The sequence below is a fragment of the Streptomyces albireticuli genome, assembly GCF_002192455.1.
Taxonomy (GTDB): Bacteria; Actinomycetota; Actinomycetes; order Streptomycetales; family Streptomycetaceae; genus Streptomyces; species Streptomyces albireticuli_B.
In genome coordinates this window covers 3,549,727-3,563,255 of sequence record NZ_CP021744.1, presented here as the reverse complement: position 1 = coordinate 3,563,255, position 13,529 = coordinate 3,549,727, and the positions used below count along the sequence as shown (strand labels likewise).

The following is a 13,529-nucleotide window of genomic DNA, read 5'->3' as shown; positions in this document are numbered from 1 at the left end:
GGCTGCCGGCGGCCATCACCCGGGCCGCTGCGGGGACGGGGGCTCTCACCCCGTCGACTCGACACACTGTTCAGTTCTCAAGGCGCAGTCACTCCCCGGCAGCGTGGTAACCCCTGATCAAGGGGGCTCCCGTCCTCACGGGACTCGCCGGGCATCGGTGCAGGTCAGGAAGATATTTCGTCGGCTTGCGCCGTCCCGAACGAGACTGTGCTTGCCGATGAGACTGTTCTAGCATGACTGGCACAGCTGCAACAAGGGGTTGTGTCGGCAGTGCTAGTTGGATCAGCAAGAGGGCCGTTAGCATCGGGGCATGACGCCTACCGCTGACGACGCACGCCGGGTGAACGAGCAGATCGCGCACGCCCTTCGCGCCGAGATCGTCTCGGGCAAGCTGAGGCCGGGGGAGAAGCTCCCGGCGGTCCGTCAGATCGCCGCCCGCTTTCAGGTCGCTGTCGGAACGGCGAGCAAAGCCCTTCAGCTGCTTGTGAAGAGCGGGTTCATTCGGGCCGACTCCACCCGTGGCTACTTCGTGAGTGATCGACCTGAGGGAAGCGGTGGGCAGGGCCCTAGCTCAGAGTTCCTGACGATCATGCGTGAGATCGAGTCGCTTCGGGAGCACCTGTCTCGTTTGGACGACCGGCTTCAGCAGCTGGAGAGCGTGACGCGTTCAGGCTGACGAGCTGAGCGTCGAGGCGCCGTTCCAGCTCATGAACATCCTCCGAGAGTTGGCGCAAGGCCAGCGTCAGCTGATGCCGCTCAGCAGCTGTTAATCCCATCGCTCTTCCTCACCTGGCCGACGCCGATAGGTTGGGGCTTTCGCTATGCGTCGTTTGTAGCGAGGGCGCTTGCCTGGCTACCAGGTACGAGATGTGGCCGCCCCATGGCGGCCACATGGGCCACATGGGGAGGATGGATGGGACAGCGTCCAAACGAGTTAACGCCGCACGTGAGCCCCCTGCATGAACTCGGCTCCACCATGCGGTCGTGGCGTGTTCGGCGCGGTCTGTCTTTAGGGAGGCTGAAGGCCCGGATCAGGTATGACAGCAGCTACATGGCCCGTGTTGAGCGCGGAGATCAGGCGCCCTCGGAAGCTTTGGTGCAGGCATACGATCAAGAACTCGACGCCGGCGGTACCTTGATCGGGTTCTATCGGGGGATCCACGGCACGGGCGCCGCGGGCGGATTGTCGCGTGGCCATGTGGCCAAAGCGGGGCCTCATGTGGCTAAGGGGTCAACGGCCCTGGCTGATGTCACGGACGTCCAGGCAATGTCGGATGAGGAGGGGATGACCGTCCCCTGCCGTACGTCCGACGGAAGGATCATCTTCGTGTCTGTGCCTCGCAGGATCTTCCTGGGTGGGCTCGGCGCTGCGGCGGCGAGTATCGCGAGTGCCCCATTAGCGGAGGCTGGGGTTTCAACGTCGCGGATGCCCGCCATGGACCGGAACCCTGTCGAACATCTCCAGGACATCCGTCGCGTTCTCATCGACTCGGACAACTTGTTCGGCCCGCGCCAGCTGATCCCGAAGGTGCACGACCAGATCAACGCCATCACCGCGCTCCGAGAGGGCAAGCGCGGCGCAGACCGACGCAATCTGCTCCAGGTGCAGACGCAGTTCGCCGAGCTCTGCGGCTGGTTCCACCAAGACGCGGGGGACCATCGCGCCGCGCAGTACTGGACGGACCGGGCACTCCAGTGGTCGCACATGGCTGGTGATCCAGATCTCACGGTCTACATCCTGGCGCGCAAGAGCCAGCTCGCCGGCGACATGCGGGACGCGATCGAAGCGGTTGACGTGGCGGAGGCCGCAGAAGAGGCGGCGCGGCCAGGTACGAGGCTGGCTGCCGTGGCCGCAACGTACGCGGCGCACGGGCACGCGCTCCGTGGAGACACCCGGGAGTGCATGCGTTCGTACGACCGAGCCCGAGAGCTGTTGCACGGCGCGCACGGTGGCTCGGCTGGGAGCTGGGGCGTGTGGCTGGACGATGCATACATCGATGTGCAACGCGCCCGTAGCCTGTCGATCCTTGGTGACCACCACGCAGCTGCTGAAGGATTCCGAACGGCGATCACGGCTCTGCCTGCTGGCTACCACCGTGACCACGGCGTCTACCTTGCGAGGGAAGCCCTGGCTCACGCTGGAAGCCGGGACCCTGAGCAAGCTGCCACCACCGGACTTCAGGCTCTCGACATCGGCAATGAGACGGGCTCCGCGCGAATCTTGAGTGAGCTGGCGCGGCTTGAAACTGACCTGAACCGGTGGCGTACGGTCCCATCCGTGCGCGAGTTCCACGAGGCGCTCAACGCCTCTGTCCTTCACGAAGTATGACCTCTCACTCTGCCATTGCTGCTGCAACCAGGGAGACCACAGTGCCCCGCCCATACGTCTTGCTGAGCGTTGCCACCTCTGTCGACGGGTACATCGATGACGCGAGTCCCCAGCGTCTCCTGCTGAGCAACAGTGCCGACTTCGACAGAGTCGATCAGGTCCGCGCCGAATCCGACGCCATCCTCATCGGCGCCGGGACCATCCGGGCAGACAACCCTAGACTGCTGGTCAACAGCGACAAGCGTCGGGCCGACCGCGTTTCCCGGGGCCTCCCCGAATACCCGCTGAAGGTCACGATCTCCGGGAGTGGTGATCTCGACCCGGAAGCGAAGTTTTGGCATCACGGTGGGGCCAAGGTCGCCTACACCACCGACGAGGGTGAGAAACGGCTCGGCGCTCGGCTTGCTGGGCTCGCCGACGTCGTCTCCCTCGGGCCGGACATCGACTTCGGCATGCTCTTGGACGACCTGGGCGGGCGCGGCGTCAAGCAACTGATGGTGGAGGGCGGCGGCAGTATCCACACCGCGTTCCTCTCTCAGGGCCTGGCCGACGAGATCCATCTAGCCATTGCGCCTTTGCTCGTGGGTGACGCTGATGCTCCCCGGTTCCTCAGCCCGGCTTCCTACCCGGGCGGATCGACCCGCCGCATGGCGCTCGCTGAGGCGCGCACCATTGGTGATGTCGTCTTGCTGCGCTACCTTCCGAACCTGGTGAGCGCCCAGTGAGTACCGACACTGATCGCGTCTGGATGGCGGCCGCCATCGAACTTTCCCGCCGGTGCCCGCCAGCAGGAGGCGCGTATTCCGTGGGCGCTGTCATTGTTGGCGCAGACGGCAATGAGATCTCCTACGGCTACTCACGGGAGACGGATCTCCACGTCCACGCGGAAGAGTCCGCGTTGTCCAAGCTGTCGGGCAGCGACGCGCGACTCGTGAACGCCACGCTCTACAGCACGCTGGAACCCTGTTCGGAGCGCAAGTCGAGGCCCCTGACATGTACCCAGCTCGTACTCCGGTCGGGCATTCGTCGCGTTGTTATTGCCTGGCGAGAGCCGGATCTCTTCGTGGGCGACTGTGTCGGCGTGGAGGCCCTCCGTACCGCGGGGGTGGAGGTGGTGGAGCTCCCCGATATGGCGGAGGAAGCCCGCACGGTGAACGTCCACCTGTTGGGCTGATAAGACAAGCCGTTGGAGCAGCGCGCCACGTGGTGCACTGCTGAGGCCCTCGGGGGCATACTCGCGCGAGTATGCCCCCGAGGGACACTCCGATCGTGAGCCGAAGGACCACTGGGGCACCGTTGACCGATCAACGGAGCCTCATGGGCGCGTGTGGGTCTCAGTTGTGGTCTCACTTGCCATCTCGTCCGGGGGCGTTCGCCAGTGTCCACCATCGTCTGCGGCTCACGCTGACCAGCGGCGCAAGCCGTCCTGCGGATGTCCGTGGACGCCGGTGGAACGGGACCGGACAACTCGTAATGCGTAGGTCTCGGGTTCGAATCCCGAAGGCGGCTCAGGGAAAGGCCAGGTCACCTCCGGGTGACCTGGCCTTCTTTGTGTTCCCAGGGGCTGTGGCGGCTCCTCAAAGGGGACCTTCCGCGGCTCTCTTCGTGCGGTTCTCGCGGTGCGGCGCCGGTGCGGACGGGCGTAACCCCCCGGCGTCGGGGAAAAAGGGGCGGGCCGCGTTGCACGTTGGTGGGGGCTCGGGGCACTCATCAGTGAAGGCGGCGGGCAGCGGCCGTCGGGGGACGGGGGTCTCCTGGCGGGCGGTGCGGTCGGTCGCCCTTGCTGTGGTGGGTTGCTGCTCCGGAGAGGAAGGTCATGCGCGGACGGCCTCGGGGGTGGTTGCCTGCGTCGGCGGGCGCGGAGATCTGCGTGGGCCGGCGAAGTTCGAACGTGCTGACGGGGCGTTCGGGCCGATTTCCGACAGGGTTCCGAGTCGATCATAGATTTATGCGACGTACTGGATATGGTCGCGGTTCGCATCACACGATTGCCCTTCCTCGTGTCACTCCCCTGCATCAGCAGCGGCTGAGAATTGAGGAGGGATATCTCGTGCAGCATCGCAGGGGCCCCGACGGGAATGATTTCGACGCCTTCTTCCGGTCGGACTACCGGAAGCTGATCGGCTTTCTCAGGTTCATCGGTGCCACGCGGGAGGAAGCGGAGGATTCCGCTTCTGCCGCGATGATCAAGGCGCTGGAATGCTGGACCGGGATCGAGCACCCGCTCGCGTGGGTGCGCAAGACCGCCGAGCGGCACTACCTCCGGTCCGCCGCCCGTGATCTGGACGCACCGGCCCGGGCCCTCAGGGGCGGCTGGGCGGTCGGTGAGTCGCTGCCCGGCCCCGACTCCCCCTCGCGCCACGAGGAGGAGGAGGTCCTCGCGCTGATGAGCAATCTCGGATACAAGCAGCGTCAGGTCATTGCCTACACGTACGACGGATTCAGTCCTTCCGAGATCGCTGAGATCACGGGTGATATCGCGGCAACGGTACGGTCCAATCTGCGGTCGGCGAGAGAGAAGCTCTACCGCATTCTTCAGGAGAGCCGCGCCACAGCTGATAGGTACGGTGAGGAGGAGTAATGAGCGCACATGGCGACGAAGGTATCGTCGAGACGATCAATGATCTTATGACCGCGATCAATGGGCATGCCCTGGTATGCAGTCCGGACAATGCGGCGGCCGACAGGCGGCTGAGGGAGTTCAAGGATGCCTTCGACGCCGGGCTCGCGGCGGAGATCCCTGAGGAGTCGGTGGAGCGCAAGCTCATCGAGATCAAGGTCGAAGCCGCCCGCCGGGCCGTGGTCCGTGGCCACCCGGCGGGCAGCGCCGGTCTTCAGGAGTTCCTGAGCCTGGCCGCCCTGTCAGGCGGCCGGGCAGTGGATCCGGACACCGGCGACCCCGGGGCGGCGGCCGGGCGCGGCGGCCGCCGTCGCCGCCGCTGGTGGTGCCGTCTCGGGACGGGCTTCGTGCTGGTCGTGGCGCTCGCCCTGGCGCTGGTTTCCTTGCCGGACAACGGAGTGCCCCGGTGGGTCCAGACGCTCCTCCAGTCCGTCGGCGCCGGGATGATCGCCTCGACCGCCCTGTTCACGGCGATCCATCTGCGGGACCTCCGCGAGCATCGGCCGGACGGCCTCCAGCCCGACGCCCTGGCGTGCCTACGGCCGCAGGACGTCGAGGTCGCCGATCCGCCGGCCCCGATGAGCAGGAGCCGGCGCGCGCTGGACGTCGTCGTCGGTGCCGCCCTGCTGTGGCTCTCGCTGCCCATGCTGGCGTCCGTGACGCTGTGGATCCGCCTCACCTCGCACGGCCCGGCCCTCGTGCGGCATCCGAGGGTCGGGGCGGCCGGCCGGGTCTTCCGGCTGTACGACTTCCGGACCCGGGACGCGGCCGGGCGGCAGACCAAGGCGGGGGCGTTCCTGGAGGAGCTCGGCCTGGAGACGCTGCCCCGGCTGTGGAACCTCTTCCGGGGCGACGTCACCCTGCTGGGCCCACCGGCCGAGCATCCGGCGATGGCCGCCTCGTACCCGGAGCAATGCCGCTGGGTGTTCTCCTACCGGCCGGGAATCGCGGGCCCTTTGTGGGACGGATACGTGGGACCCGACGACGACCTGGAGCCCGGATCCGACGCCTGGCGGCACTATCTGGACGTCGTCGTACCGCAACGCGTCATGGTCGACCGGGGTTTCTACGATTCCCTCTCCGCCTGGGGCACCTTCCGGCTCCTCTGCGGAATGCTCTTCAGCTCCAATTCCTTCACGACGTACTCCGCGGGCGGACAGGAGGAGACCGCGGGCGGAACGGGGGCGGCGGTCGCCGAACCCGCCGCCGCCACTCCGCAGCCGCTCCGGGAGCCCTTGGAGAAGCGCTGCCTCGTCAGTCTCACGGTCTGGCAGTGAGAAGTGGGTATCGGGGCATTTCGATGGAGAAGCGGCCGGCGGGGAAACCGGACCACGTGGAATTCCGGTGGGGGATCGCCCACGGGATGCCGTACGCGATCCCCCGGAGAGCGAGCGGGGTCAGCGGGCGATGAGGAACACCGCCATGAGCAGCGCCACGACGACCAGCCCGAGCCCGCCGGCGACGCATGTGATCAATACGGACCCGGTGGCCACGTAGGCGCTGCTGACGCCCACGGTCACGGAACCGAAGGTCGCGCCGACCGAAGTGGGGGTGATTTTCGAGGGAGTGGACTTTCCGGTCGCACCACGCCGGTTCATTCCCATGAACAGCCTTTCCGTCGGGGGGCCCGGGCCCTGGCCGGCCCGGGCCCCCTCGTTTCCCTTTTCGTAGGTGAGTGCCGCGAGCGGGCGGATACGTGCGACCCCGCCCGCCCTCTCCGCGCCCCCTGCCGGACCACGGACCGGGGGAATGTGGGCGTCACCTCGGGAAGACCGAAAAGGCCCGGCCGCTAGGCCGTCGGCGCCGAAGCGCCCGGGAGGCTCCCGCCGGTGCCGCTCTCCTCGGCCGGCGCCGGTGACGCCTCCAGCGCGATCGCCGTGACCACCAGCCCCCGGTCGGCGAGCCAGCGGCCCGTGAAGCCGTCGAGGCGGCGGCCGCCGACCACCGGGCCGGGGACCAGGAGGCGGGCGGAGAAGGTCCCGGCGTCCGGGTCGGCCTCCAGCTCCGCCTCCACGAAGTCCAGCTCCCGGCCGGTGAGCGGGTACCAGGTCTTGAAGACGCTCTCCTTGGCGCTGAACAGCAGCCGGTCCCAGCTCACCTCGGGCCGCCGGGCGGCCAGGGCGCGCACCCAGGCGCGCTCGCCCGGCAGGGCGATGCTCTCCAGCACCCCCTCCGGCAAGGGGCCGTTGGGCTCGGCGTCTATGCCGATCGAGGTGGCGTCGGCCGCCCGGGCCACCACGGCCGCGCGGTAGCCCTCGCAGTGGGTCATGCTGCCCACCACCCCGTCCGGCCACTGCGGCGCGCCGCGCCGGCTGGGCAGCAGCGGGGCGGGCGGGTGCCCCAGCCGGCCGAGCGCCTTGCGCGCGCACAGCCGTACGGTCGTGAACTCGCGCTGCCGCTTGGGCACCGCGCGCGCCACGACCGCGGCCTCCTCGGGGAAGAGGGCGTCGGCCGCGCCGGCCGGGTCGGCGAAGGTCTCCTCCGTGACCACGGCGGCGGGCAGGATCCGCTCGATCACCGTGCCGCTCCCGGGGTCTCGCCGACCGGGCGGGGCAGGATCTGGCGCAGCGGGCGGCGTGGCGGCCGGGGCCGCCACTCGCGCGGGTAGCCGACCGAGACCTCCTCGAAGCGGACGCCGTCGTGCCAGGTGACGCGGGGGATGTGCAGATGGCCGTAGACCGCGGCGGCGGCGCGGAAGCGCACGTGCCAGTCGGCGGTCAGCTCGGTGCCGCACCACTGGGCGAAGTCGGGGTAGCGCAGGATCCGGGTGGGCTCGCGCACCAGCGGGAAGTGGTTGACGAGGATCGTGCGGTGGGCGGGGTCCACGGCGGCCAGGCGGCGCTCGGTGAGCTCGACCCGGGCGCGGCACCAGTCGTCCCGCGTGGGGTAGGGGTCCGGGAAGAGGAAGTGCTCGTCGGTGCAGACCACCCCGGCCTCGTAGGCCAGGCGCAGCGACTCCTCCTTGGTGTGCGCGCCGGGCACCCGGAACGAGTAGTCGTAGAGCACGAAGAGCGGGGCCACGGCCACCGGGCCGCCCTCGCCGTGCCAGACGGGGTAGGGGTCCTCGGGCGTGTCGATGCCGAGGCTGCGGCAGAGCTCCACCAGGTGCAGGTAGCGCTTCTCACCGCGCAGGTCCACCGGGTCCTTCGGGTGCGTCCACAGCTCGTGGTTGCCCGGTGCCCAGATCACCTTGGCGAAGCGCTCGCTGAGCAGGCGCAGCGCCCATTCGATGTCCGCGTACTGCTCGGCGACGTCGCCGGCCACGATCAGCCAGTCGTCCTCGGATTCCGGCCGCAGCGTCTCGACGAGATCGCGGTTCTCTTTGTAGACGACATGCAGATCGCTGATCGCGAGCAGTTTCCCGTTGGGCATCTGACGTCCTCCCCAGTCCGTACCTATATACGATCACACGCGCGGTGAAACCCCTAGCAGGCCCCGCGACATGACGACCTCCGGAACACCGGGCGTACGCGCCCCGGGGCCGTGGCTGTAAGCGGCGTCACGGTCCGGTAGTTGCCCACACCACGTTCCCGGGCGCGGCCGGTCAGTAGTGTCGACGGGCGCCCGGACGGGGGCGTTCGGCACGGGTGGACAGGAGAACGCATGAATCGGCAAGGGCGTATCGCCCCGACGTCCCGGTGGATCGCCGGAGGGGCCGCGCAGCAGGCCCCGCTGCGGCTGTACTGCTTCCCGCACGCCGGGGGGTCGGCCGCCGAGTACCTGCGCTGGGGCCGGCACATGCCCGGTGTGCAGGTGCACGCGATCCAGCTGCCGGGCCGGGCGACCCGCTTCGGTGAGCCCGCGGTGACCTCCATGGACGGTCTGGTCGGGGCGCTGGTGGAGGAGGAGTTCACCGGCCCGTACGCCTTCTTCGGGCACAGCATGGGCTCCCTCGTGGCGTACGAGCTGACGTGCGCGCTCCGGGACGCCGGGCGGCCGCTGCCGGAGCGGCTCGTCGTCTCCAGCGGGCCGGCGCCCGACGCGCCCCGGCGGCGTACCGGCGTGCACCGGCTGCCGGACGACGAGCTGCTGTCGGCGGTGAACGGGCGGCACAACGGCATCCCGCCGGAGGTGTTGGACCACCCCGAGCTGCGGGCGATGGCGACGGCGGGGCTGCGCGCCGACTACACGGTGCTGGAGGAGTACGAGTGGCGTGGCCACGCGCCGCTGCCCGTGCCGCTGACCGTGCTGGCGGGGGACGGCGAGACCGCCCTGGCCGAGGACGGCAGGCTGACCGGGTGGGCGCGGCACACGACGCGTGGCCCGGTGGAGGTGCGGACATTCTCCGGCGGGCACTTCTATCTGCGGGAGCAGGAGACGCAGGTCGTGCAGGAGACGCTGGCGGAGCTGCTGGGGGCGGGGGCCGTCTCGTAGCGGTCGGCACCCGTCCGCGGCGACGACAGTGACCGGTGCTGCGCATGCTCAGTTCCGGTGCGTTGTGCTGAGTGAGGCCGCGGACAGGTTGCCGCCGTTCAGGGAGATCATGCGACCGTCCGGAAGCCAAGTCAATCCTATGGGGAGGCTCGAACTCCCCAAGGAATGCCTTGTATGTTGGGCGGGTGACGCTTGATGACCTGAAGGTGTTCGTCATGGTGTGCGAGGCCCGCAACCTCAGTGCCGTGGCCCGCGAGATGAATTGCAGTCAGTCGGCCGTCAGTCAGCACGTCCGCCGCCTGGAGAAGGAGGTCGGCCTCACGCTGATGGAGCGTCAGTCCCGGGGCGTGGCGCCGACCGAGGCGGGCCGGATCCTCCAGCGCGCGGCCTCCGACGGGCTGACCGCGCTGGGGGAGGGCCTGCGGCTGCTGGAGGAGCTGCGGACCGGGCAGGGCGGCGGCGTCGTCATCGCCACGGGCGCCACGACCATCCGCAACTTCCTGGGCGCGGCCATAAAGGAGTTCTGCCGCGAGTACCCCGAGGTGGGGCTGGAGTTCCACACCGAGCGCTCCAGCCACCGCTGCCTGGAGGCGCTCCGGACCGGTGCCGTCGACCTGGCCTGGGTGACGATCACGGAGGAGGCGGCCGGCACCCAGGGCGTCGAGCAGCGCCCCGTCATCAGCCTGGAGTGGGTGCTGGCCGTACGGGCCGACGACCCGCTCGCGGCGGAGGCGGCCCTGGCGGCGGAGGACCTGGCCCGCACCCGGCTCATCAGGCCGCCGACGGGCACGAGTTCGGGCCGTCAGGTCGAGCACTATCTGGGCGCGCACGGCCTGCCGCCGCGCGCCACCACCACCCGGGCCACCGACTGGGACACCGCGCTGCTGCTCGCCGAGATGGGCCTGGGGCACGCGCTGATACCCGCGGTGCCGGGGCTGGTCGGGCAGTGCGCCGACAGCGTCCGGCTGATCCCGGTCGCCGGGATCCCGTCACTGGACGTGGGCTGGGCCGCCCGCCAGTGGTCGGCCCTCTCGCCCGCCGCCCGGCAGTTCGCCGACACCGTGGTCCGCCACGTCGCCCGCGACTGAGGCGTCCAGGGCGCACAGCGTCCCGTAGGCCGCCTGGACGAAGGGGGCCAGCGGCGTCGGCGAGGTGTTGGCGAGGGCCGCGACGGCGGTGCCGGAGCCGGGCAGGAAGCCCGCGAAGGCGGTGAAGCCGCGGGTGCCGCCCGAGTGGTGGAACAGCGGCCGGCCCGCGCGGGGGCGGAGGTTCCAGATCAGGCAGAGGCGGCGTCCCGTGCGGGGCAGCGCCAGCCGTGGCCGCTGGACGTCCTGGAGCGCGGCCCGCAGGCTCGGCGGGCCCGTGACCGGCGGGGTGAGCAGCGCCGCCAGCAGCCGGAGCAGGTCGCGGCCGCTGGTGCGCAGGGCCCCGGCGGCGGGCAGCGCGGGGATGAGCCAGGGCGGCCGGGGCCGCCCGCGCCAGTGGCCGGTCGCCTGGGGCCGCAGGGGGTCGCAGTCGGTGTCCGTCAGGCCGAGCGGTACGAGCACGCGCTCGGCGAGCAGCCCGGCGTAGTCGCCCTCCTCGGCCCCGCCGCCCGCCGCCCGGGCCAGCGCGTGGCCCAGCAGTCCGGCGCCGTAGTTGGAGTAGCGCACGTGGGTGCCGGGCGCGTGGTGCAGCCGGGTGCGGGGCAGCGCGGCCATGAGGTCGGCGGCGGAGAAGCCCGCGTAGGGGTTGCTGAACCAGGCGTGCCGCGCCGAGCGGGTGACGAGCCCCGGGGGCAGCCGTGGCAGCCCGGAGGTGTGGGTGGCCAGGTGCAGCAAGGTGATCGGCGGGCCGGGGACCCGCCGGGGCAGATAGCGGTCGACGGGGTCGTCGTAGCGGACCTCGCCCCGGGCGGCGAGCTCGGCGAGCAGCAGGGCCGTGTACGTCTTGGTGAGGGAGCCGGTCTCGAAGCGGGTGCCGGGGCCGGCGGCGCCCCGGCGGGCCACCAGCCGCTCGCCGCCGCGCACGGCCGCCACCGCCACGGCGTCCGCGCCGCGGGCGGCGGCGAGGAGGGGAGCCAGGAAGGACTCCAGCGGTGCGGACGTCACCGGCCCGCCGCCCGCGCGAGGGCGACGGAGCCCGCGACGGCGGTGACGACGACGGTGTGCTGGTGGTCCGTGAACCGCTCCTGCGGGTCGTCGTCCACCGGGTCGCCGTCGCGCGGCACGAGGCCGTCCTCGTGCTGGAGGGCCGCGACGGTCTCCCAGTCCTCGGGCCGGCAGTACGGCTCGTCCAGGGAGGCGCCGACGATGAGGAGTTCGACGACCAGGTCCCACTGCTGGACCTCGCGCCAGATGTCGATCCACACCGGCAGCCACGTCCGTACGTACGCGGTGAGGTCGGGCGGCAGGCCGTGCGGCAGGCGGCCCCAGTCGGTGAGGTGGAAGACCGTGTGGGTCATCGCGTAGGCGGTGATCCAGTTGATGGCCCAGGGCTCGGGGCGGGCGCCCAGCCAGGTGGCGCGGGCCAGCGCGTCCCAGTCCGGCTGACCGCCGGGTTCCCGGTCGAGCCCGACGACGCGGGCGGCGTTGGCGGCGGCGAGCCTGCGGTTGGGCAGCAGCTCCACGCCGTCCACCGAGCGCAGCCGCGCGCGGTGGGCCAGCAGCCGGTCCAGGTCCGCGTGGCGGTAGCCGCAGCGGACGAAGGGGCGTAGACCTCCAGCGGGTCGGTCATCAGGGTGTGGCGGAGCTGCCGCTCGTAGAGCATGTCGCCCTGGCGGAACTGGTCCCAGGTGAAGTCCATGAGGCTCTGGGCGGCCGCCAGCTGGCCGGGGCCCGCGACGCCGTCGCGCAGGAGCAGCGAGGCCGCGAGGGTGGTCTCGCCCAGGGGTTTGTAGACGCTGTCGGGGTCGGCGAGCTCCTCGGTGGTGCCGGGCGGCAGGGCGCCGAGGGCGCGGTTGGCGTGCAGCCAGGACAGGGCGCGGTCGGCCATGCTCCGGGCGGCCGCGGCCACCGGCTCGGGAACCGTCATGTCCGTACCGCCTCCGGGGGTCTCGCGGTGAGCAGGTGGTCCGTGACGGCCAGGTCCAGGGCCGTGCGGGGGCTCGCGCCGCCCAGGAGGCGGACGTGTTCGTGCACGGGCGCCGGGTCCAGCGGCAGGGCGACGCCTTCGTGGCCGAGCCAGGCGAGCCAGCGGACGAGCCTTACGGCCGTCGGGAAGTCGCGGCGCAGGACCGAGCGGGTGACGCCGCGGGCGAGCGGGAGCGCCGCGCCGCGGGCCACCTCGTGGACCGAGCCGTCGAGGCCGGGGGTGGCCAGCGTGGCGAGTTGGGCCATCCTTACGGACCAGCCCTGCCAGTCGGTGGTGTCGGCGAGGTCTTCCGCCGCCCCGGGCGGTGCCGTTGTCACCGACGGTGCGCCGTTCCCACCGAAACGGGCGAGGAGTTGGGCGGTGGCCCAGTCGCGCCAGGCGACGGTCCGCTCCTCCGGGCGTGCCGAAGGCCCGGCCGCCGGCGTCGGGAAGGCGTCGAAGGACCGGGCCACGGCGGCCGCGTCGTCGGCGTGGAAGGGGGCGCCGGCGATCAGGTGGGGGGAGAAGGTGTCCGCGCCCAGGACCCTTACGGCGGCGAGGGCCGCCAGGGCGTCGGGCGCGCTGTCGATGTGCCGGGCGACGAGAGCCGTGCCCCCGGCGCCGCGCAGGGCGCCGAGGACACGGTTCGCGAGTTCGTCTGTGGCCGCGGCGAAGTCCGCCCGGGTGGTCACTTGCCCTTCGGCTCCTTCGGCTCCTTGGGGGACATGAGGAGCAGCGCGAGGATGAAGCCCGCTGCCTCCGGTGCGGGAAGTGGCGGGTCGCTGACGGTGGCCTCCGGCTCCACCATCATCGAGCCGATCGCTGCCGCCTCGGCCGGGGTCGCGACGATCCGGGTCGTCTTCTGAGCGAGCATCACGCCTCCTTGAGGGGAAATGTCATCACTTGTGAGGTGATGCCGGTTTTGACTCTAGGGTCGGCTCCGGGGTCCCGCAGCTCGGGGGAGGGCGAACGGGGGACGCGGGCGTTCGAGCGCACTGAGGGCGCGAGGGGCGCGGGCACCGGAGAGCGCGCGGGCGCACAGCCGGGGGAGGCGGGCGCGGGGCGGCGCCCAACTGAGCGAGCAGTGCGGGGGGAATGGGAAATTAAAGGGGAAAAAGGGGCTGGAGAGCGGGATGCGGCGGGCGATTCATAGAA

Annotated in this window: 14 protein-coding genes and 1 pseudogene; 8 read left to right on the top strand and 7 right to left on the bottom strand. The window is 70.8% G+C overall.

The window, feature by feature from the left end; all coding sequences use genetic code 11:
* Window positions 1–340 precede the first annotated feature (340 nt).
* The 6 genes from SMD11_RS15165 to SMD11_RS15140 all read left to right on the top strand — a co-directional run bounded on the left by SMD11_RS15165 (window position 341) and on the right by SMD11_RS15140 (window position 6,226).
* A complete protein-coding gene (locus tag SMD11_RS15165) occupies window positions 341–676 on the top strand; it encodes a GntR family transcriptional regulator (protein WP_234366047.1) in 336 nt (111 codons plus the stop codon).
* A gap of 237 nt (window positions 677–913) precedes the next feature.
* Window positions 914–2,329, top strand: a complete 1,416-nt coding sequence (locus SMD11_RS15160) for a helix-turn-helix domain-containing protein (protein ID WP_234366046.1) — start codon at window positions 914–916, stop codon at window positions 2,327–2,329.
* A 41-nt stretch (window positions 2,330–2,370) separates the two neighbouring features.
* On the top strand, window positions 2,371–3,054 hold the full coding sequence (locus tag SMD11_RS37075) for a RibD family protein (protein ID WP_324614743.1): 684 nt from the start codon (window positions 2,371–2,373) through the stop codon (window positions 3,052–3,054).
* Entirely contained in the window at window positions 3,051–3,503 is a 453-nt protein-coding gene (locus SMD11_RS37070) for a deaminase (RefSeq protein WP_324614742.1), read from the top strand. Before SMD11_RS37075 ends, SMD11_RS37070 begins: the two co-directional genes overlap by 4 nt.
* An 876-nt stretch (window positions 3,504–4,379) precedes the next feature.
* Entirely contained in the window at window positions 4,380–4,910 is a 531-nt protein-coding gene (locus SMD11_RS15145; RefSeq protein WP_087926973.1) for an RNA polymerase sigma factor, read from the top strand.
* Complete coding sequence (locus SMD11_RS15140) at window positions 4,910–6,226, top strand: sugar transferase (RefSeq protein ID WP_087926972.1); 1,317 nt, start codon at window positions 4,910–4,912, stop codon at window positions 6,224–6,226. Before SMD11_RS15145 ends, SMD11_RS15140 begins: the two co-directional genes overlap by 1 nt.
* A 120-nt stretch (window positions 6,227–6,346) precedes the next feature.
* On the opposite strand, the gene SMD11_RS36840 is transcribed toward SMD11_RS15140, so the two are convergent.
* From SMD11_RS36840 to SMD11_RS15125, 3 genes are all read right to left on the bottom strand, one after another.
* Entirely contained in the window at window positions 6,347–6,469 is a 123-nt protein-coding gene (locus tag SMD11_RS36840; RefSeq protein WP_267896828.1) for a hypothetical protein, read from the bottom strand.
* Window positions 6,470–6,738: 269 nt separating this feature from the next.
* Window positions 6,739–7,467: a 4'-phosphopantetheinyl transferase family protein gene (locus tag SMD11_RS15130; protein ID WP_087926970.1), complete on the bottom strand. Its 729-nt coding sequence runs from the start codon at window positions 7,465–7,467 to the stop codon at window positions 6,739–6,741.
* Entirely contained in the window at window positions 7,464–8,321 is an 858-nt protein-coding gene (locus SMD11_RS15125) for a metallophosphoesterase family protein (protein WP_087926969.1), read from the bottom strand. Before SMD11_RS15125 ends, SMD11_RS15130 begins: the two co-directional genes overlap by 4 nt.
* 231 nt (window positions 8,322–8,552) lie before the next feature.
* Between SMD11_RS15125 and SMD11_RS15120 the strand changes: the two genes are divergently transcribed.
* Both SMD11_RS15120 and SMD11_RS15115 read left to right on the top strand, forming a co-directional pair.
* Window positions 8,553–9,323, top strand: a complete 771-nt coding sequence (locus SMD11_RS15120; protein ID WP_087926968.1) for a thioesterase II family protein — start codon at window positions 8,553–8,555, stop codon at window positions 9,321–9,323.
* Window positions 9,324–9,508: 185 nt separating this feature from the next.
* Entirely contained in the window at window positions 9,509–10,411 is a 903-nt protein-coding gene (locus tag SMD11_RS15115) for a LysR family transcriptional regulator (RefSeq protein WP_087926967.1), read from the top strand.
* Here the strand turns inward: SMD11_RS15115 and SMD11_RS15110 are convergent.
* From SMD11_RS15110 to SMD11_RS15095, 4 genes and pseudogenes are all read right to left on the bottom strand, one after another.
* Window positions 10,313–11,413, bottom strand: a complete 1,101-nt coding sequence (locus SMD11_RS15110; RefSeq protein ID WP_087926966.1) for a serine hydrolase domain-containing protein — start codon at window positions 11,411–11,413, stop codon at window positions 10,313–10,315. The two genes, SMD11_RS15115 and SMD11_RS15110, sit on opposite strands and share 99 nt — an antisense overlap.
* A pseudogene (locus SMD11_RS15105) lies at window positions 11,410–12,335 on the bottom strand (DUF6895 family protein). Before SMD11_RS15105 ends, SMD11_RS15110 begins: the two are co-directional and overlap by 4 nt.
* Complete coding sequence (locus SMD11_RS15100; protein ID WP_087926965.1) at window positions 12,332–13,066, bottom strand: hypothetical protein; 735 nt, start codon at window positions 13,064–13,066, stop codon at window positions 12,332–12,334. The pseudogene SMD11_RS15105 and the gene SMD11_RS15100 overlap by 4 nt, the downstream one beginning before the upstream one ends.
* A complete protein-coding gene (locus tag SMD11_RS15095; protein ID WP_087926964.1) occupies window positions 13,063–13,248 on the bottom strand; it encodes a hypothetical protein in 186 nt (61 codons plus the stop codon). Before SMD11_RS15095 ends, SMD11_RS15100 begins: the two co-directional genes overlap by 4 nt.
* Between the last annotated feature and the right edge of the window lie 281 nt (window positions 13,249–13,529).

Coding starts and splice junctions, on each gene's coding strand:
- SMD11_RS15160 (WP_234366046.1), top strand. CDS start 914: ATGGGACAGCGTCCAAACGAGTTAACGCCGCACGTGAGCCCCCTGCAT.
- SMD11_RS15095 (WP_087926964.1), bottom strand. CDS start 13,248: ATGCTCGCTCAGAAGACGACCCGGATCGTCGCGACCCCGGCCGAGGCG.
- SMD11_RS15125 (WP_087926969.1), bottom strand. CDS start 8,321: ATGCCCAACGGGAAACTGCTCGCGATCAGCGATCTGCATGTCGTCTAC.
- SMD11_RS15120 (WP_087926968.1), top strand. CDS start 8,553: ATGAATCGGCAAGGGCGTATCGCCCCGACGTCCCGGTGGATCGCCGGA.
- SMD11_RS15140 (WP_087926972.1), top strand. CDS start 4,910: ATGAGCGCACATGGCGACGAAGGTATCGTCGAGACGATCAATGATCTT.